Consider the following 18,956-nt stretch of genomic DNA (forward strand, 5'->3'; position numbering starts at 1 on the left):
GGCGGCCCAGCACCATCAGATCGTCATTGCCCCTTTCCGGCCTCACCCCAGTAGAGGCTAAACGCCAGTTTTCACAAGATCGTTGGTCACGGGCCGGACTTCATCGGGCACGTTGCTAACCCTTCGGTCCGGCTCGGCCGTCTCGGCGAAGCCGGAACCGTTACTCGAAACCGGCTACGAACACCGATCGCGGCACCGATAAGGTCGACCGCTCCACGGCACCGTCATCGGCGACATAGAAAACCGCACGGTCCAAAGCGATTTCCCTAGCGGGCACCGGCGAATACACCACCCAGCCCACACTGATGCGATCGGCCTGCGGCGTCGACATCGGGTATCGCGGCCCCCGCGACGGATGTAATCCCGGACGAGGTCGATCGCAGCTGCCTTGAGGATGCGACCCGCATCGTCTGCGGCCAAGCCCGCGACTACGAACTGGAACATGGCGCCATCGACGTCGACCCGGTCGCCGTCACCGAAGACGTTCACTATCTTCTCGCTGGTCACGACACCCGCCTCCGCAGCGGACACCAACAATTCGGCGGCCTCCGACGCCTCACCTGATCGGTCATCCCCCAGGCTGCCGATAACGCCCGCCACGGTGTCGACCGTCCACACCGCGGGCATCGTCGCCGCGCACTCCGACGTCGGAGCGGACTCGCCTCGATGCCACCGCCCTGCCGAGAATGAACGAAGACGAATTCGAGGGGTTCCTCACTGCCGAGATTCCGTTCTTCGAACAGAACTACCTGGTGTTGCAGGGACTGTCCACCGACAGCGGTGTGGTGGCCCGCCACCTCGTCGGCGGGGCTGGCACCGCGCATCCGGCGCGTGAGCACGGTTTGGTGGTGCCTGCCGATGTCATTTTCGCCGCCGACTCAGCGTAGCGCGGCGGTAGACCGCTTTGTCGAGACTGCAAGTCTTGACAAAGGAGCTTGTCGAGAATTACCCTCTCGCTAACATCACAACGAGGAAAGGTCGCGCCAAACCGAGTAGTTCGGAAGGTTCCAGCGGATCGGCATACGGGCGTTGTCGGCTACTCGGACGATAAGCAGTTGAACGACAGTGCCGTCAGCGAGTAAGTCGTCCATCCGGGCCTATCAGCCGGCGACGGGACCGCCCGACGATACAGCGCATCGCAGCGCCGCACGCGCAATATTCGCCATCGCAGCATGCGCTGGTCGGAGACCAGTTTTAAACGACTGCGGGCAGAGTTTCTCGGCACCACTGAAGAAAAAACGGCGGCCTTCTCGGTCTGCTATTAGTGCCACTAATGCCACCACTGCTATCTACCGACGCATATGTCGGATTTGATACCGAAGTCACAGCGGGCACTTGACTGAGTCAGGTGCCCGCGTCACCACAAATCTGTGATCGAAAAGAAGAGGTTTGATGACAAAGAATGTGCTGATCGCCGGATGCAGTAGCGGCTTCGGGCGACTTACCGCTGTGGCTCTGGCTCGGCAGGGCCAGCGAGTCTTCGCCACGATGCGTAATCATGCCGACGCCGACGAACTCATCTCCCTCGCCGCTTTGCAACGTCGAGAATCGATACGGTGGTCGTGCCGAACGTGCGGCATCTGACCGGCTGTCTCGACGCGGTACGCCGCGACTACGATGTGTGGACATTGGCTCCACCCAGCTCCTGGCCACGCAACGACATCTGCGGCACGGCAAGCGATTTCATCGCCAACTCGGGACGGTTCTGATGAAGATCCCGCGCCGTGTCAGGCATATCCACATCGAATCCGGGCCGCTCCATCAATATCTTGGCGAATGATGTGAGCTCTTTCAGTTAGGTCGTCCGCATGTTCCACTTCACCCCCGGCATCCGCGCTCGCATCTTGTCGATTGCTTTGATCCCCAGCGTCGTGCTGCTGGCTGTTGGCGCGGCTGGTGCGGCGATTTTGGTGACCCAGGGAGTTCGGGACAAGAATTTCGCAGACGAGAATGTGCGATCCGCTCCAGCCATCATCGACCTGACCTCGCTCATCCAGAATGAGTTCCGACTGACCTTGCTACGCGTCAGTGGCAAACCGATAGCTCCGAATGACCTGGTAGACGCGCGAGCCCGGGTTGATGAGCAAATAAAGGTCAACATCGGACAGCTGGCGGATATGAGCAGCATGCGTCCGGGGACTGTGGACGGTTCTTCGTCAGAAGTGGCCGACGCATACAAACACATCGTCCAGCTCCGTGGGCGTGTCGATACCGGCATGTCCTCGATCGATGAGGTGTACGGCCTGTACATGCAGGTAGCCCGTTACGGCTCGACGATCATGGACGGCATCGCCAAGGCCGCTCGGGACGTCAGCAACGCCGCCTCGGCGATAACCTCCACGAGATTATTTTCCGCCGTCCTGACGGCGGGCATGGCGCACTCGATGGCTGCGGCGGCAGCCGACACCGAAGGTCTGGCTCCGGCGTATTGGCGGGAGTCCGTTCGTCAAATAGATATTTACCACAATGAACTTGCCAACTTGGCCCCGCAGCTGGCCCCCTCCGCGAAACGGATGCTGGACGATCTCACTGGTAGCCAGCTCTGGCAGCAATCCACCGCAATCGAAGAGGCGATCATCTCGGATGGGGCGAGGGCACGGGATGACCAGCGCCGGACCGCAAGCACTGCCGCACTTCAAGGGACGGCGAGCACTGCGGCACTTCAGGTAGACCTGGATGCCTGGCACGTGGCATTTACCGGAGTCGAGGCCAAGCTTCTGGAGGTGTGGCGCACCAATTTCGCCGCTACGCATCAAGTTGCCAGCGATATCGCGGACCGAACTGTCCGGAACTCGATCGCGGGTGGTGTGGCGGCTGTGGCGATCGCCTTCGGTATCTTGCTCGTTTCGGTCGGAATGTCGAACCGGTTGACCCGGCGACTGAAGCGGCTACGCGGTGAGACCCTCGCGATGGCCGACAAGCAGTTGCCTGACATCATGACCCGAATCGGCAACGGAGAGTCGGTTGACGTCGAGTCAGAGGTGGTCCGGCTCGACTTCGGACGCGATGAGATCGGCCAAGTGGCGGATGCGTTCAATCGTTCCCAGCTGGCGGCGGTGTCGGCGGCGGTCACCGAGGCCAAGACCCGAGGGGCCGTGAATGCGGTGTTCTTGAACATCGCTCATCGCAGCCAGCTCATGATGCATCGGCAGTTGGAGATCCTGGATACAGCTGAGTCGCGCCAGGAGGACCCGGAACTGTTGAGCGTGCTGTTCCAGCTCGATCATCTGGCGACTCGTGAACGTCGCAACGCCGAGAACCTCATCATTCTCGGCGGTGAGCGGCCGGGTCGTCGATGGCGCAACCCGGTGCCGCTCATAGAGATCGTCCGAAGCGCGATTGCCGAAACACAAGACTATCAACGGGTTCGATCAAGTCGGGTGCCGGACGTGCGAGTCATCGGCACCGTCGTCGCCGACGTCATCCATCTGCTCGCCGAGTTGATTGATAACGCAACCTCCTTCTCGCCCTCGGGTTCTCGGGTGGAAGCTTCGGGAACCATCGTCGGCAAGGGGGCGGTCATCGAGGTCGTCGACCAAGGTCTCGGGATGCCCGGTGCGGAATTGGACCGTGCGAACGAGATGCTGCGGAACCCCCCAGACTTCGGTGTGCTCCACCTATCCAGTGATTCGAGGCTCGGGCTGCTGGTCGTCGCCGCGCTGGCAGGTCGTTCCAACATTAAAGTGCGGTTGGCGGAATCGGACTATGGCGGCGTTCGTGCGGTCGTACTCATTCCGCAGCACCTGCTCGATACCGAGCTGGTGCAGCCGGGGAGTGGTGACGAAGGCGCCGGCCTGTCGGATAGTGCAGAGCAGTTCGGAAGTCAGCTGAATGGCTGGACGCCGCAGGTCTCGTCGTCCAGATCTGTCGAGCTTTTGGAGAGTTCCGCGGACCTCGCTCGGCGGACCGGCGACGTTCCCGAGACTCCTGGCTGGCCCGGAGACAGCGAGTTCGGACCGGTGGCCGCAGAAGGGCGGCCGCCGCTCCCGCGCCGACGGCGACAGGAACATCTTGCGCCGGAACTTGCGCAGCCGACTTCCTCGGCCTCGTCAGGTAGATCTACACCAATCGGCAGTCGTTCACCGGAACAGGCGCGGGACCTATTCACCGCGATCGAAGCGGGTACACGACAGGGACGTCATGCCCAAAGCTGAGCTTGATTCGCACATCGCCGACGATTACAAAGGAAAGTCACAGTGACCACTCCCACCGACCTCGATTGGCTGCTCGATGATTTGGTGCAGCGCCTACCCGGCGTACGCCAAGCGGTTGTGCTGTCGACCGATGGGCTGCTGATCGGCAACTCCACCCATATGTCCAGAGAGGACGCGGAACACTTCTGCGCCATGTCTTCCGCGCTATATGGTCTTGCGCGAAGTTCGGGCAGCCGATTCGGTGGTGGGGAGGTCCGACAGGCGGTCATCGAATTGGCGGAGGCGGTCATATTCGTAACAGCCGGTGGGCCCAACGCGTGTCTGGCGCTGATGGCGGACATTGCGGCGGATATGGGAATGGTTGCCTACGACATGAATCACACGATCAAGCGCATCGGAAGATACCTCTCAGCGACACTTCGGCCCAGTCATATCGGCAGGGTCGATACAAGACCATGACGAAGCGGCGTGAGCATTGGTTCGAGGATGCCTCTGGTCCACTGGTGCGGCCCTACGCCATCAGCCAGGGCCGGACGGGTGGCCACCACAGCCTCGATATGATCACGCTGATCGTTACAGCCGGGTTCGGCGGCGTCGACGGGTTGGAGCCGGAAAGCCGTCGGATACTGGGGATGTGTCGGCGTCCCACGTCAATTGCCGAGGTCGCCGCCCAACTCGAGCTTCCACTGACGGTGACGAAGATCCTGATCAACGACCTCATAGTCGCCGGCTACCTCATCTACCGGTCACCGGATTCGTCGCGCAGCTCCGGTTCGACCGATATCGATCTACTCCGGACGGTGCTCAATGGCATTCGAAAACTCTGATACCGCCAAATCCATGAATATGATCGCGCAATCGGTGAAGATTCTGATCGCGGGAGGATTCGGTGTGGGAAAGTCCACGTTGGTGGGGGCAATCAGCGAAGTCGCGCCGCTGCGCACTGAAGAGTCGCTCAGTAATCTGAGCGTATCAGTGGACGATCTGACCGGCGTGGATGCCAAAACAACCACCACGGTCGCGCTGGATTTCGGTCGCATCACGATTGATAGCGAATTGATCCTTTATCTCTTCGGCACGCCCGGCCAGGAAAGATTTTGGTTTCTCTGGGACGAGTTATCGCGTGGCGCACTCGGAACAGTGGTCCTCGCGGATCCGCGGCGCCTGGAGTCCTCGTTTTCCGCTGTCGACTATTTCGAGAGGCGGGGAATACCATTTGTAGTCGGCGTCAATTGTTTCGACGGAGGTCCGGTCTACAGCTCTGAAGAGATCCGAAGCGCACTTGATCTCACTCTCGAAGTACCCATTATTTTGTGCGACGCTCGTCATCGTAAATCGGTAAAAGATGTGTTGCTTACCTTGGTGGAGTACCTCATCCAGCAATTCGGAAGTGCGAGGAGTCCGTCGGTCGCAGCGTCCGATCAAGGCTAGTCCGCGATAATCCGTTACCGAGCGATCTGCTCGAAAATGCGCTTTTCCATGGAGGATGCGAAGGTGTGCGCAATAGTCAAAACCCGATGCTAGCGGTCAAGGATGCCCAACTAATACGCTAAATCGCTTGATATACCTGCCGGTGTACGACGTTGACTGCGCTGCCGTAAGGCGGCGCGTTCCTCGTCGATGCGGCCAAACAGGAGGACAGCGAGGTAGTTGGGGGAGCCGAGGTTTTGCGGGGTCTGGCGTTCAGTGCCGCGGTGACTGCTGCGATTTCGCTTGCGCTCCACTGGGACAGATTTGTTCCATTCGGAAAGTATTGGCGTAGAGAACTATTCGTGTCTTTCGTCCCTCGCTGCCAGGGTTGATGCGGGCCGGCGAAGTAGACGGCGATACCGGTGTCGACAGTGAAATTGGCATGTTGCGCGAGTTCCTTGCCGCGGTCCTAGGTGAGCGAGCGACGCAGCTATGCGGGCAACGTGGCCATCTGCTCGAACAGTGCCTTGCGCATGGCCTCGCTGCTGCGGCGTTCTCTCGAACGGTGGCCAAAGGCCGACGCCTGGACAGGGTCGCGCGCGGGCGGGAGGCCGAGCTTCCCGCATTGGCTTCACCATCGAGGGGGAGGGGTGCTCGGCACGTGTTCGACTGCTTCGATGCGCCGTTCAGAAGATGGCACTGTCTGCGAACGCTGCGGGTGCGCCGGATCACCCGGCCATGGCGTGGGGTCGGCCTGAGGTTCCGGCTTGTGTAGGCGTGACCGGTTGGCGGGCTGGATGATCACCGGCCGTAGTCTGCCGGAGGTGTCGAGTCGGGGCTGGCTCGTGAGGTTCCTGCGCCCGTTCGGGCTGGCTCACCAGGGGTTTGCGCCCCGGCCCGACACCGACCGCGGGTCTAACTCAACAGAGGTGTGGGACACACAGGCCGAAAGCCGGAATGTCGCCCGCGGCTCCCTATATCCCGACGAGGAGTGAGGAGACGTGGTTGATGGTGGTGATCGGGGTCGACCCGCACAAGGCCACCCATACGGCGGCGGCGCTGAATGCCGCAACCAACCAGACGATCGAAACGATCCGCATCGACGCGACATTGCCCGAGTATGGGCGGCTTCTGGCGTGGGCAAAACGAGTTTCTGAGCGGTGCTGGGCCGTGGAGAACGCGTGGGGTCTGGGCCGGCACCTGGCCCAATGGCTGATCGCCCACGGCGAGAAGGTCACCGACGTGCCGTCCACGGCCACTGCGCGGGTGCGAGAATTGTCGCGGGGCGGGCGGCGCAAGAACGACAATATCGACGCGGCTGCGGCTGCCAGTGTGGCGGCGTTGCATGGCGATGCGGTGCCCGTCGAGGTTGAGGGAGCGAGCACCGTGCTGCGAATGCTTGATGAGCGGCGCACGAATCTGACCAGGCAGCGCACCCGGACGGTCAACCAGTTGCACCCGGTGATGCGGGAGTTGCTGCCCCGTGGCGTGTCCACCGATCTGACCGCAAACCAGGCCACTGATGTGTTGCGGCGTGTCCGCCCGTCCTCACCGGTGAAACGCGCCCGCAAAGAACTCGCCCGCGAACTCGTCGCCGACGTGCGAGCCCTCGACGCCCGGCTCAAGGCCAACCGGCAGCGTATGCAGGACACCGTCGCCGATTCCGGCAGCAGCCTTCTCGACTTGGTCGGCGTCGGACCGGTGGTCGCGGCTCGGCTGCTGGGCCGCACCGGCCGCGCGTCACGGTTCCGCAGCGCAGGAGCCTTCGCAGTCCACACCGGCACCGCGCCAATAGAAATCGCCAGCGCCGGCAAGCCTCGGCATCGACTGTCCCGCCACGGCGATCGCTAGCTCAACAACGCCCTGCACACCATCGCTTGACGCAAGTGCGCATGCCGGGCACCAGAGGACGGAACTACTACGACGGCAAGATCGCCGAGGGGCAAAGGGCACAAAGCATGAGGACTTGACTCAAGGGACTCGAACGCGTACTTCACCCGCGACGGTTCGCCAGTCGATCGACTGCCAATCAAGCAGGTCGTCCTCCGGTCCGTTCACCATGACGCCCCTCGACCACCGCAGCTGTCTCGATCATGTTGTCCAACTTGCGCTTCGGTTCCGGCGTCGTTGTCGTAGTCTCTTCACAGGCTCACCCGGCCCACGTCAGGACCTTTCAGGTCCGGGCAGATGCCGGCATCCGTCCGGTAAACCGAAACCATCGGCGGAGGAGTCGATCACGAATGTCTCGTTCTCTCGTCTTCTTTCGGCCGCCGACATTGGCTTCGTGGGCTATCCAGCGCCCGCTGGCCTGCCTCACGGTCAGCTTGCTGACGACGTCTATGCCGCCGGACTCCAATGGGGTTGTCACGTTCCACACGAGTGAGTTACGAACGTGTCGGGTGCCCTGTACCCACTACGACGGCGATGTTCTCCCGACCGGCTTCGAGTCTTCCGGTCGGCGTCTGCGCTTTCCAGCGACCAGTCCTTACCCCTGCTGTGGCAACCCATCTTCGGGGTTTCCGATGACGAGGCATCATCACGGGTGTACGGTTGTTCACCCTGTCGGCCTTCCCCGTGACTTGTAACTGCCGGATGGAACGGGAGCCCTCCAGCCTTCCGACCTGAGCTTCACACCCCACCGTTACCGGCGACGCGCGTCAGGCCTGGGGACAGATCCTCGAACACTGATTTGTAGCTACACCTTCGGCATCCGCCGACCTCCTCCGATGAAGCTCAGTCAACTCGTGCGACTTCGTGTCGCACCCCGATACCCCGACCTCGGACTACTACGAGAGCTCCGCCACGACCGGCCACCAGCAGTTGACAGTGAGCCTGCCCGCCGCCGGGCAGGATGCCGGAAGTGAAGGGCGATGCCCGGTCGCTTCCCACGTCACTGCCCACCGGTCGGTGGGGTCACGATCGAGCTTTTACCCCGGCAGCATCACCACGAGTACGCCGCAGACTTCCTCATGGTCTTCCGGGCCGCACGGAATGAACAACCGCGGAAGCGGACAGGCCGCCGAAGAAAGCCCACCCAGCACTGCATCGACCCGCGTCCACCAGGTTCAGGGTCGTTCTTGTCAGCGCTCTTTGAACATTTCGACGAGCGTCGACACTGTCGCCTGGCCTGTCGCGAACTCTTCTGCGGCTGCCTTCTCCGCACGGTAGTGCAGCACAAGCCCCGCAGGAGTGAACTGCACGGCAAGGTGTCGTTCGGACATGACGGTCACATTCGCCTCGGGATGATACAAGAAGCCCGAGGCCTCAACGGCCGCGACGTGCTGTCGGATTGCGATTCGGCACAATGATTGTGCAGAGGTTGAGCGTCCAGTTGCTTGACGCGTGTGATGCGCAGTGGGTGACGAATCCTTCTCTGCTGCTGGTTCGAATACTCACCGAGGTCCTGGACTGGTCGACCTCTATCGTCATAACCGATGCCCGCCCAGATCATGGAGCGCGGGGGGTGCCCGCCGCCGCTCATGCTTTCGACCGTTCTTCGGCATTGGTCGAGCAACGGACACTGCATGCAGATCTGCGTGGACCGATGCCACACAGAGGGCGACCCCCTATCCAGATCCCAGTCGTTCGGGTTGGCCGAGCATGGCGGAGATATCCGTGAGGCCTGCGGCGAAGGCGAGCTCGGGGCTCTGGCATTCACTCTCATCGGCCACCAGTCGGACTGCAGTGACATTTCGGTTCGTCCTTTCTTGCAGAGCAGTCAGCCGGGCGAGCGCGCTTGAGTCGACACATGAAGCTGGGTTTTGTCATCGAACCAGAATTGCTGTCAGCGGGGCGAGATCACATCGGTAGAATGGCAAGTGTCGCTGGGCTATGCATACGTAGGACCTAGTTGTATGAGGCAGCGGCGGTGGTGCCGCCTTCGGCGGGCTGTGTTCGACGTATTCGCGGGTGGTGGGGTCGTGGATCATGCGGGTAACGGGGGATCGTGGCCATGTGGAGGGCACGGTTGCACCGCCGGTCTCCACCGCAGTTGAGGCGATGACGGACGGTGTTGCCCGACGAGGCGGGGATCAGGTTGGCCCCCAACCAGACAGGCGAACGCAGCTACGGAACGAATGCTGCCGTGGTGAGACCAGGCGATCAGGCAGGCGGCCGTGGCAACTGGTCCAATTTCGGTCTGCTCGAGCAGGCCGGCGGCTGGGGTGGCGCGCACGAGGGCGGCTATTGCCTTCTGGTTGGCAGTGAGTTCGTCGTCGAGCGCCACATCTGGTCACCGACGGCCGCAGTCAGGCTTGGCGGTACAGCTCACGCCGGGCCAGGTAGACGACTCGCCGATGCTCGCGCCGCTGTTGGAGGCGGTCGCGGTACCCCGCCTAGCGGAAGGCCCACCACGGCGCAACCCGCAGGTGCTGCTCGCCGACGAGCTAAATAGAGAGGCATGCCCGCTTTCTTGAAGGGCTCCGAGAATGGTCCGATTGGGCCCGGATGGAGTCTTGCGGGGCAGCGCCAACGACCTGCGATGGTCTTAGAGGGCATCTGAGAACTGAGTTCGGGCAGTGAGCCATATGGCATAACTGCGTTGGGGTCTGCGGGCAGGCTCAGTGGTTTATCACGACGACGTGTTGTGCGTGAGCGTGGCTGCGGACTTTCGAAGGCACTTCGCTGACACGCGCTTACGCTCCGGAAACAGGTATTGATCCGGTTCAGCCGGGAATCCCTGTCCGCGCGTCGAGCCGTTGCTGGCGGATGCCGGCGGTATCGACCAGCGGCATCGCCCGTGAGATCCGTTCTTTGACCTCATCAAGCTGCAACGAAGCTGCATGATCCGATTCGGATTCCCAAATCTCGGTTGCCCATACCCCGTCCGGGTCGGTCTCGTCGAGGGCAATGACGTAGAGCCGGCATCCTGGCATAGGATCAGCGTGCTCACCTTCGGTGAGGATCTTCAGCAACTCATCTCGTTTGCCCGGCTTGGCCCCGAGTCGACTATGAAGCATAAACATGCAACCAGACATTAGTACGAGCTCGAACATCCACGCCAGAACCAGCTGGTCGCCCTGTCCCGTATCGGCAGAGCGAATGTTCGGCTGCGTCTGTCGGCTCAGGTGCGCTGGTCGGTGGTGCGGGCAAGTCGGCGGGTGAGAGTGTGTATCGAGGCTGGGTAAACCATCGTCTCATGGTGGTCGAGGCGAGTCTCGTAGTCGCGGACACCGCGGCGGTGTTTGACCCAGCCACCCGAACGAACGCTCCACTACTCACCGGCGGGTAAAACCTCGGATCCGGTGGCCGTATCGCGGCGTTTGACGATCTGAACTGTCAGTGCCAGCACGAATTTCGCCCATACAACGAGCCGTCCGGCATAGCCGCCGTCGGCGAACACCGGCGAGACGGTGGCGAAGCGGGCCCGCACGGCGGCCAGCAGCCGGTGCGCAGCGTCGCGGTCCTGAATCGACGCGGCAATCACTACCACGGCCAGCAGCAGTCCGCTGGTGTGAGTGGCTATGTGACGTTTACGGCCCTTTGATCTCCTTGCCCGCGTCGTAACCGACCGTGGCTGCCGCCACGGTATCGCAGCCATGGACGGTCTGCGAGTCGATCACCGCGGCCGTGGGCTGCGGGGCAAGTCCGGCACGTACCCGTGCCCGGTCCCACAATGCGTCGTGGATGCGGTGCCATGCATGGTGATGATGGCGTGGTCGGCGTGCTTGCGGAATTCCTCGGCAGCGGCCGTGCTCGAGGTCGTCAGTGCTGTCGCAGGCGGTGTCGAGAGCTGCCAACAACGCCATGGCCTGGCGGCCGAAGGCTGTCTCCACCAAGCCGGTTGGCGCCGTTGGGGCGCCGTAAGCCTTTGTGGATCTCGGTGGCGAGCGCGTCGATGCCGCAGTGGCGTCCGGCTCGGCGCAACGCAGCCGCGACCCGGGCTTTGGTGAGTTTGGCGAGGTGGGCTGGAGTGGGGGCGATGGACAGGACGGCGCGGGCCTCGAATTGGCCAGGTTGGTGGCAGATTTCCCAGCGAAGACGTCCAGGAAGGCCGGATAGTACTCGCGCAGCAGTGACCGCAGTTCGTTGCCGGCCTTGGTCCGTCGCCAGACCGCGTCCTGTTGGGCGTTGAAGATCATGCCCAGCTCACTTCCGGTGGTGGCCGAGGGTAGGTGACGGCATGATGCCTCGATGGTTGAGGTGACTCTCGTTGTCGGGTGCCGTTTCGGGGTTTGCCGCCGGTTGTCGAGGATGTGGTCGATGAGGGTGAACGGATCGTCGTGGAGGCGCGAACGCCCGATGGCCCAGCGTCCGGCCCGGCCACCTCCGTATCGTGGAGATAGTCAAATCTGTATGACGCGCCCCCGCGCGGCCCCTGTCGGCTCTGGGAACAACATGCATAGGATTTCGAAGAGGCGCTGTAATATGAGGGCCCCAATTGCTTTCGGAACGAAGGATTTCATTTGAGGGGCTCAATGATAACGATCCTCGGACTCGCCGCCACTGCGGTGGTCGGGATTGCTAGCGCCACCGCGTCTGCCGATAAAACGGAGGACAAATCTCGCGTCGTCACGACCGAGGACGGTTGGGAGCTGCGGATTAGCAAGACTGCGGAAGATCTTCAGCGCGTACCCAATCTGGCTGCCACGCCGTTCACCCGTGAAGGATTTGCCACCTTATCGGTCGCAGCCGATGTCAGCGGCGAGGGCCGGGAGGCGGTGAATTCAGGAGCACTGCAGTTGGGATACCAGATCGGCTGTCAAGTGGACGTTTCTAACGGTCTCACCCTCGGGATGTCCGCTGCGATCGGTCCGAGTGTGGCGGTGACGGTCGCTCCATCTCCCGGTCTCGCAGTGGGCGGCAGCGCATTGGCTTTGCCGAACATATCGACAACCATCAAACCGGGTACCATCAGCGACATTGTCTTTGAAACCAAATCGCTTGCCGGACCCCATGGTTCTATCTCCGTTGACCAGGTGCAGGTCAAGATCGACGCGTGCGCGGGCGCCGTTAGCCTACGCTCATTTGCGATCGTGTCGATATCCACAGCCACGGCCGACAACTCGGTCGCCGTCTACGGTGACCCGATATGGTTGTGACTCGCTCACGAGGATGGTGTCATTGGCTCGCGCTGGCCGCCACGTCGGCGTCGTTGTTACTTGCTGATTCCACTGCATCCGCGGAACCGGTCGCTGCGTCGCCAACATGCGCCGAAACACAAAACATGACAGCTGCTCCCGCCTGCGGCAGCCGTGAGTCCGGCCCTGCAGAGCGAGGCGGACCTGCTGCGCCACTACCCTCCCCACCGCGAATGCCGGCCCAGGCACCCGGAAGATCTGCACCTAACGCTGTTGCGCCCGCCGGCGCCCTGGTTCCGCCCGCGCCGGGTCGAGGCGGGGGATCGCCGATCGTGCCCGTTGAATAGTGGCGCATTCGCGCAGGTGGTTCAGGTTCGGCTTGAATTCGGTGACCATGGTGAGGTTTGAAGGAACAGTTTGCCTAACGGGTTGGACCAGTCGTGATTTGGCTGCCGAGCCCGACAGGACGCCGCGCTCACGCAAGCTCGTCAGTGCTTTCGCCGGCCTCGGCCATGTCGCAGGCGAACCGGTCGACTTTCGTCGTGGCCGGCACCACCTGCCGGTCAGTGACCGCAGCTGCGGCGGAGGGGGTTGCGGTGCGCGCGTTGTTCAGGCCGGTGCGGTTGCGGCGGGTGGTGCCGGAAAACCCCTTGTCGACGGGAATCCGATCGGGCAGCACGGTGAGGACGAGCAGTCGCTCGATTGGGATCTGACGTCTTGTTTCGTCAATGGAAAGCGTACATATCCGACACGGAAGGGCTCGATCACCGTTTGACGTTACTGACGGGGGTTCATCGGACCAGTTCGCGGAATACCTCTGCAAGACACCCTGGCCAAGGCCTCAGTTCTGCGAGTGTGGTATTCCGTGAACCGAACGGCTTACCGAACACCAGGTGGGGCTGCCCGTTCATCCAACCCAGCCACCCACGCAGCCAGATCCTCATCCACCGACACGACGAAATAGGCTACCCAACAACATCACGAAGTGCAGCTAGTATCAATATTGCAACGGCACTTGGTTTGAGTATCATGCCTGCATGACACCGAGCGCTCGGTGAACAGGCACGAATACTCCGAGCAGGCCCCTCTCGACTTGGAGGGAAGGCTCATCAACTTGGCAGTCGAACCGGTTGCAGGATGTCCATGCGGGCAAGACTTTTGGCGACTTCGAGCGATCGCTCAGCGTCGCCCACCGGAAAGACATCCTCTGCGGTCAGAATATCGCCTTCTGTCATATGCCGCAGACCGGCGGCTATTTTCTCCGGAACCTTGATTCGGGTTCTCCGGATGGAGTGCTCGACTTTGCCGTCCATGCTCGCGGATGTGGTTTTCCGAATCTCGAGCGTGCACGTACCGTCGTCGGTATCGCCGAACAGGACCTCTGCTGGCCCACGCTTGAATCCGGTCGTCTTCTGTGCGCGATCGATGCCGGCCGCGTCGCCGAAGACGTGGCCGTTGGACGGTACCGCCGCGTCGCGCCCGGCTCGAGCCAGTTGCTGCAGTCGAGCCTTCGGATCGATCAGCGCGATCCGCTCGGCGAGCAATCCGGCGAGCCGTTCGAGCGTGTCCGCCTGCTCGTCGGACAACTGCTCGTCCAGATGGGGGAATCCTCGGAAGGCGGCGTCGCCGTTCACGATGTCGCCGACGATGTCGATCAACAACTCGCTCCATTTGCGAGGCTTCACCGCGACGGAAAGGTGCAGCGACATCGCATTCTTGGACGAGACCAAATGCGGCGTGCCGTAGGGCATGTACAAAACATCGCCGGGCGCGAGATCGGTGTCGATCAGGGGTTCGCCGAGCTCGTCCGGTTCATGCGAGGTGGGTTCCCCTTTTCGGGGCGCCCACACCTTCCAGTTCTTCGTACCTTCGACTTGAATGATGAAGAGGTCCACCGGATCTTGATGACAGCCTGCGCTTTCTTTCGCGCCGGCCGCGCTGAGAAATGCGATGACTTCACTGCGGGACGCGAATTTCCGAGCCAACATCGACGTGAGTTCACGCAGGTTCGGAAAGAAATGATTCATTGAATACCACTGTATCGTGGCGCCGGACAAGAAATGTTCGTGGACTCGTTCCGGCGCCACGCAGTCGGTTACCGGCTTACCGTGTATGAGCCGGGACACCTGATAAGATGATTCGCGGCCGAAAATCGACACATAAGGCAATCGGAGCGACTCGCGATGCAGCAACTCGTCGAGATCCTCCGCGCGGAGAACCTCGCGTACATCACCTTGAATGGCCGCACGCCGCAGCAATGGCATGCGATCGAAGTATTCGCGAAAGAATACCTGTTCATCGCCGACCAGCTCATCGAATATAGGCGCCCGAGTGCTCATGTTTCGTTCTCCGGATGACTACAAATTGCTGCTACAGTTCACACCTCGCCGTCAGATTTCGATCGGGGCCGCGTACCCCGCGAGGTGAATAATCGAGTCCGTCAACGCGCTGAAAACTTTCAACGTGTCGATGTAAGGAATGACCTCCGTCAGGAGGATTTGGACGTCCATGTAAGACCTCACTTCAGAGATTGGGAATGGATACGTCAAAGTACACGCGTTGCGAGATTTTGGCAAGACCCGGCCTGCGTGGAGCGGGCCGCTAGGGCGGTAAAATCCACGTAGGTGATTCAGCGTGCGGCGGCGAATTATCACGTACGTATATCGTCAAGGTGGTGAGTTATTCGCGTATGTAGCGGATGCGTGGGTAGGTCGAATGTTGCCGTAGCGGGCGGCGATCTCCGGCAGCGACAAACCGAGGAGCCTCGGGTGACCGCGACGTTTGCGTCGGGCAGGCCGGACAGCCTACGCTCGGACATGGTCTAGGCCACCAGCTTGTGGTTGACGATCACCTCGCACTGGGCCAGCAACGCAGCCTTGATCCGGCGTTTGCCGTAGGTCCCGCGTGACCGGGCATTAATCCGGGATATCTCGTCGGCGACGACGATCCTGCGAATGTTCTGGTGGACAACGGCTGCCGTGGTTGCCGGAAGAAGGTAGATCTGTTGTCGCTGGCAGCTCGGCAGGCCGACCGTCCCGAATGTTCGAGCGCGATCAGCCCTTCGACGACCGCGATCCGCCTTTTGGGGGAAGCCGTAGCATCGGCCGAATTTAGGAGTACGGGGCGCTGCGGCGCACGATCTACGCCGCGAAATACCTCGCCGACCCCGACTACCGGCGCAAGATCTCCCGCCAGCTCAACAAGGGAGAGTCCCTGCACGCGCTGCGCCGCGACCTGCTCTACCCCCACGAGGGCATGATCCGGGCCCGGTAGCTGGACGGCCAAACCGGGCAAGCCTGGTGCTCGACCCTCGCGACGAACGCCGTGATCGCTTGGACGACAGAGTATTACGGGCTGGCCGTGGAGCAGATGCGCCGCACCGGGCGCCGCATCGACTACGAGGTGCTGACCCACATCTCCCCGGCGCACAGCGAGAACATCAACTTCTTCGGCGCGATCGAGGTCGACATCGACGCCGAACTCGCTGCCCTGGGCCCGACTGGATACCGGCCGTTGCGGGGGCGCGACACCCTGTTCTGATGCGCTTCGCGACATCGCCCCTCCCGTGGACGGCGACGATTCAGTGGGCGAGCTGTTCGATCAGCAGGATAACGCCGAGACCGACCATCGTTACACCCGAGACTCGCCCGACCATCCTGGTGGCGGTCGGTCGGGTCCCGAGGACGAACCGGGCGCACAGGCCGACGCCGGTATAGATCACCAGGCAGTTCACGATGTGGACTGTTCCGAGGGCGAGGATCTGGACGGCGATCGGCCAAGCGTCTGTCGGGTCGGAGAACTGGGGTAGCAGAGCCAGGAATAGGACGAACACTTTGGGGTTGAGCCCGCTCACGCCGAAACCCTTCATCACCTGGCGCGAGCGTGACGCCGAAGCGATGTCGATGTCGGCGTGTGGTGTTGGTGGGTTGCGGAAGGTGCCGATACCCAGTCCTATCAGGTAGGCCGCGCCCAGAGCGGTCAGTGCGGTCATCAGCGGCGGCGACCCAGCCAGGGTCGCGGCGATCCCGACCGCCGCCGCGATCGTGGCGAGCAGGTGTCCACCCAACATACCCGCCACGGCGGGCGCAGGACTCCGATAGCGCAGCCCGGCGGTGATCGTGTAGGCCCATTCCGCACCAGGGGTGCAGGCGAACAGCAGTGACACCGCCCAGAATGCGCCGAGAACCCCAAATCCCATGATCGGAAGACTAGGGGTGAACAGGGAGAATGTGCTTCCAAGTCTTCCTTGGAATGCCGCTGCGAATGGCAAAATCTTGCGCATGGATGCGGTAGACCGGAAGATACTTGCCGAGCTCCAGCGAGACGGGCGGCTCACGGTCACCGAACTCGCCGCACGAGTGCGCCTGAGCGTTTCGCCGTGTCACCGTCGGGTCCGCGCTCTGGAGCGACTCGGCGCCATCGCCGGCTACCGCGCCAACCTGAACGCGAAAGCCCTCGGACTCGGTTTCGAGTCGCTGGTCTTCGTTACGATGGCCTCGGCCGACCGGGCCACCGTCGAAGCATTCGAGATCGCCGTCGGCGAGGTCGCCAATATCCTCGAAGCCCACCGACTGTTCGGCACACCGGACTATCTGCTGCGGGTGATCGCGCGCGACCTCCCCGACTTCCAGCAGGTCTACGACCGCTCCCTCGCCACCCTCCCCGGCGTCGAGAAACTCACCTCCACACTGGTCATGAAGACCATCGCCGAGAACCGGCCCTACCCCCTCGACTGACTGCCGGAGCACGCGCCCGCAGATCCGGCGTAGTAGGGAGGCGCTCGGCTTTCTGCCGCCATCCTTATCCGGCGAATTCGCCCCCGAATGACAGGCGCGGGTCATCCGCGGGCGCGGGGTCAACATCATCGCAGCGCCTGGTTCAGCGGGGCAAAAACAGTCGTTTTTTCCCAGATCGAGCGCGGCGAATCGGATCTGCGAAGCCGCAGTTCGTCGAAATCTCGAACCGGGCCAGGACCCGTGTGCGGAATCTACGGGACGAAACCGGGGCTGTCGGCCCTTTATGGGACAGTTTCGGGCATGGCTCGATTCGGATACGCGCGTGGTCCCACCCGCGGACAGAAGGACGACGTTACGGGGGGTTGCGGTGGAGGTGTCGGTAGATGCTTTTGCGTGAAACGCCGAAGGTTTCGGAGATCTGTGCGACGGTGTAGCAGCGTTTGCCGTGTTCGTAGGTCTCGTTGTACATCTGGCGGGCCTTACTACTGCAGTGTGGTGTGCCGCTGACGAAGATCGACTACACCCGGTCCCCGGTTGTCGTCTTCTGACGAAGTCTCTCATACGGGGTCTGGCCGTCGAGTCCGCCATGGGGCCGGTGATAGTTGTAATAGTCTTGCCACTCTTTGAGTTTCGCGTTGAAGATGTTGACGTCGTCGATGACCACGCCGTCGAGAAGCCGGTAGAATTCCTCGGCGTCGATCCGGTGCGAGCGCTCCACCTTCCCGTTCAAGCGCGGCGTTCCCGGCTTGATGTAGACGTGGTTGATGCCCTTGTCCAGCACGTGCCAGTGGAACCCGGACTGGAACTCCGCCCCGTTATCGGTCTGAATCGTTTCGACGGCGAACGGCAGCTGCGAGAGCACGTAGTCCAGGAACTGGATCGCGGTCTTCTGGTTGTTGCGCGGATAGATCTTCAAGATCCGCAACCGCGTGCAGTCATCGATCGCGGTGAACTGGTAGAACTTCCCGCGCCGACCAACCGGTTTCACCGCCGGGGTGCCGGGCTTGGCGGGGAGGGGTTCGACGAACTTGACGTCGATCTGCACGTGGTGGCCGGGGCGTTGCTTCTCGTATCGCTTCCAGCGGCGGTCGTGGCGCTTGTAGCGCTGGGAGGCCGGTAGCCGGCCCATGTCGAGTCGTTCGAGGATGCGCCAGACGCCGGATTTGCTGATCTTGATGTCGTGGTGGGGCTCGAGGTACATGCGGGTCTTGTCCGGGCCGAAGTGGTAATGCTGGCGCAGATGGATGATCTTCTCGATGACCTCGGCGCGAGTCGCAGTCGGGCTGGTCCGCGGGCGCCGTGACCGTTCGCGCAGTCCGTCCACACCTTCGGTCTCATATCGGCGCAGCCACGTGTAGTACGTGGGACGGCTGATGCCGAAGTACCGGCAGGTCATCGCGACGTTGCCGGTGACTTCCTCGACATGACGAAGGACCGCCAGGCGCCGACGCACCTCACGGTCCATGACAGGCTCGCTCACCCGAATCTCCCTACGGTTCAGAGGGTCCGAGTGTCAAGCAACTCCGTCAGTTTTATACGACAAGCCGAGGGCTTTGATCTCGTGGAACAGATGCAGCACCGCGACGCCGGGCTCCTCGGTGCGGCGGTGGCGCAGGTGGTCGCGGTAGGGGTTCGAC

General features: G+C 62.1%; 19 protein-coding genes and 3 pseudogenes. 11 read left to right on the plus strand and 11 right to left on the minus strand.

The window, feature by feature from the left end:
• Positions 1-686: 686 nt before the first annotated feature.
• The 7 genes from ACIA5H_RS36495 (at position 687) to ACIA5H_RS36525 (ending at position 5,585) form a co-directional block, all read left to right on the plus strand.
• A complete protein-coding gene (locus tag ACIA5H_RS36495; protein WP_397080798.1) occupies positions 687-887 on the plus strand; it encodes a hypothetical protein in 201 nt (66 codons plus the stop codon).
• A 505-nt stretch (positions 888-1,392) separates the two neighbouring features.
• Positions 1,393-1,584 (plus strand): SDR family NAD(P)-dependent oxidoreductase, encoded by a 192-nt coding sequence (locus ACIA5H_RS36500; RefSeq protein ID WP_397080800.1) that lies wholly within the window; start codon positions 1,393-1,395, stop codon positions 1,582-1,584.
• Complete coding sequence (locus ACIA5H_RS36505; RefSeq protein WP_397080823.1) at positions 1,557-1,709, plus strand: hypothetical protein; 153 nt, start codon at positions 1,557-1,559, stop codon at positions 1,707-1,709. Before ACIA5H_RS36500 ends, ACIA5H_RS36505 begins: the two co-directional genes overlap by 28 nt.
• A 99-nt stretch (positions 1,710-1,808) precedes the next feature.
• A complete protein-coding gene (locus ACIA5H_RS36510) occupies positions 1,809-4,154 on the plus strand; it encodes a sensor histidine kinase (protein ID WP_397080802.1) in 2,346 nt (781 codons plus the stop codon).
• Positions 4,155-4,196: 42 nt separating this feature from the next.
• Entirely contained in the window at positions 4,197-4,613 is a 417-nt protein-coding gene (locus ACIA5H_RS36515; RefSeq protein ID WP_364438693.1) for a roadblock/LC7 domain-containing protein, read from the plus strand.
• Positions 4,610-4,981, plus strand: a complete 372-nt coding sequence (locus tag ACIA5H_RS36520; protein ID WP_364438695.1) for a DUF742 domain-containing protein — start codon at positions 4,610-4,612, stop codon at positions 4,979-4,981. Before ACIA5H_RS36515 ends, ACIA5H_RS36520 begins: the two co-directional genes overlap by 4 nt.
• Positions 4,962-5,585, plus strand: coding sequence for an ATP/GTP-binding protein (locus ACIA5H_RS36525; protein ID WP_364438698.1), 624 nt, complete (start codon positions 4,962-4,964; stop codon positions 5,583-5,585). Before ACIA5H_RS36520 ends, ACIA5H_RS36525 begins: the two co-directional genes overlap by 20 nt.
• A 232-nt stretch (positions 5,586-5,817) precedes the next feature.
• Here ACIA5H_RS36525 and ACIA5H_RS36530 read toward each other — a convergent pair.
• Positions 5,818-6,033 (minus strand): annotated as a pseudogene (locus ACIA5H_RS36530) (IS30 family transposase); the annotation flags it as partial.
• A gap of 539 nt (positions 6,034-6,572) precedes the next feature.
• On the opposite strand from ACIA5H_RS36530, the gene ACIA5H_RS36535 reads away from it, so the two are divergent.
• Positions 6,573-7,415 carry a transposase gene (locus tag ACIA5H_RS36535; protein WP_364438707.1) on the plus strand — a complete coding sequence of 281 codons (843 nt, stop codon included), beginning with the start codon at positions 6,573-6,575 and terminating at the stop codon, positions 7,413-7,415.
• A 1,229-nt stretch (positions 7,416-8,644) separates the two neighbouring features.
• On the opposite strand, the gene ACIA5H_RS36540 is transcribed toward ACIA5H_RS36535, so the two are convergent.
• The 5 genes and pseudogenes from ACIA5H_RS36540 to ACIA5H_RS36560 form a co-directional block, all read right to left on the minus strand.
• Entirely contained in the window at positions 8,645-8,785 is a 141-nt protein-coding gene (locus ACIA5H_RS36540; RefSeq protein WP_364438701.1) for a hypothetical protein, read from the minus strand.
• Between the two features lie 700 nt (positions 8,786-9,485).
• A pseudogene (locus tag ACIA5H_RS36545) lies at positions 9,486-9,771 on the minus strand (transposase); the annotation flags it as partial.
• A gap of 457 nt (positions 9,772-10,228) precedes the next feature.
• Positions 10,229-10,558, minus strand: coding sequence for a putative quinol monooxygenase (locus ACIA5H_RS36550; RefSeq protein ID WP_397080805.1), 330 nt, complete (start codon positions 10,556-10,558; stop codon positions 10,229-10,231).
• A 218-nt stretch (positions 10,559-10,776) separates the two neighbouring features.
• Positions 10,777-11,103, minus strand: coding sequence for a transposase (locus ACIA5H_RS36555; RefSeq protein ID WP_397080807.1), 327 nt, complete (start codon positions 11,101-11,103; stop codon positions 10,777-10,779).
• Positions 11,036-11,644 (minus strand): hypothetical protein, encoded by a 609-nt coding sequence (locus ACIA5H_RS36560; protein ID WP_397080825.1) that lies wholly within the window; start codon positions 11,642-11,644, stop codon positions 11,036-11,038. The genes ACIA5H_RS36555 and ACIA5H_RS36560 overlap by 68 nt, the downstream gene beginning before the upstream one ends.
• A 336-nt stretch (positions 11,645-11,980) precedes the next feature.
• Between ACIA5H_RS36560 and ACIA5H_RS36565 the strand changes: the two genes are divergently transcribed.
• A complete protein-coding gene (locus tag ACIA5H_RS36565) occupies positions 11,981-12,604 on the plus strand; it encodes an MspA family porin (RefSeq protein WP_397080809.1) in 624 nt (207 codons plus the stop codon).
• A gap of 454 nt (positions 12,605-13,058) precedes the next feature.
• On the opposite strand, the gene ACIA5H_RS36570 is transcribed toward ACIA5H_RS36565, so the two are convergent.
• The 3 genes from ACIA5H_RS36570 to ACIA5H_RS36580 all read right to left on the minus strand — a co-directional run bounded on the left by ACIA5H_RS36570 (position 13,059) and on the right by ACIA5H_RS36580 (position 15,737).
• Positions 13,059-13,262 carry a hypothetical protein gene (locus ACIA5H_RS36570; RefSeq protein WP_397080811.1) on the minus strand — a complete coding sequence of 68 codons (204 nt, stop codon included), beginning with the start codon at positions 13,260-13,262 and terminating at the stop codon, positions 13,059-13,061.
• Positions 13,263-13,692: 430 nt separating this feature from the next.
• Positions 13,693-14,922, minus strand: coding sequence for a JmjC domain-containing protein (locus tag ACIA5H_RS36575; RefSeq protein WP_397080813.1), 1,230 nt, complete (start codon positions 14,920-14,922; stop codon positions 13,693-13,695).
• Between the two features lie 482 nt (positions 14,923-15,404).
• Complete coding sequence (locus tag ACIA5H_RS36580; protein WP_397080819.1) at positions 15,405-15,737, minus strand: transposase; 333 nt, start codon at positions 15,735-15,737, stop codon at positions 15,405-15,407.
• Here ACIA5H_RS36580 and ACIA5H_RS36585 point away from each other — a divergent pair.
• Positions 15,698-16,123 (plus strand): annotated as a pseudogene (locus ACIA5H_RS36585) (Tn3 family transposase); the annotation flags it as partial. The gene ACIA5H_RS36580 and the pseudogene ACIA5H_RS36585 overlap by 40 nt on opposite strands.
• Before the next feature lie 40 nt (positions 16,124-16,163).
• Here ACIA5H_RS36585 and ACIA5H_RS36590 read toward each other — a convergent pair.
• Positions 16,164-16,781 carry a LysE family translocator gene (locus ACIA5H_RS36590; RefSeq protein ID WP_397080816.1) on the minus strand — a complete coding sequence of 206 codons (618 nt, stop codon included), beginning with the start codon at positions 16,779-16,781 and terminating at the stop codon, positions 16,164-16,166.
• Between the two features lie 82 nt (positions 16,782-16,863).
• On the opposite strand from ACIA5H_RS36590, the gene ACIA5H_RS36595 reads away from it, so the two are divergent.
• On the plus strand, positions 16,864-17,319 hold the full coding sequence (locus ACIA5H_RS36595; RefSeq protein WP_364439325.1) for an Lrp/AsnC family transcriptional regulator: 456 nt from the start codon (positions 16,864-16,866) through the stop codon (positions 17,317-17,319).
• Between the two features lie 517 nt (positions 17,320-17,836).
• Here ACIA5H_RS36595 and ACIA5H_RS36600 read toward each other — a convergent pair.
• Positions 17,837-18,784 carry an IS481 family transposase gene (locus tag ACIA5H_RS36600; RefSeq protein ID WP_397080821.1) on the minus strand — a complete coding sequence of 316 codons (948 nt, stop codon included), beginning with the start codon at positions 18,782-18,784 and terminating at the stop codon, positions 17,837-17,839.
• Positions 18,785-18,956 lie beyond the last annotated feature (172 nt).

The sequence above is a fragment of the Nocardia sp. NPDC051900 genome, assembly GCF_044452545.1.
Taxonomy (GTDB): Bacteria; Actinomycetota; Actinomycetes; order Mycobacteriales; family Mycobacteriaceae; genus Nocardia; species Nocardia sichangensis.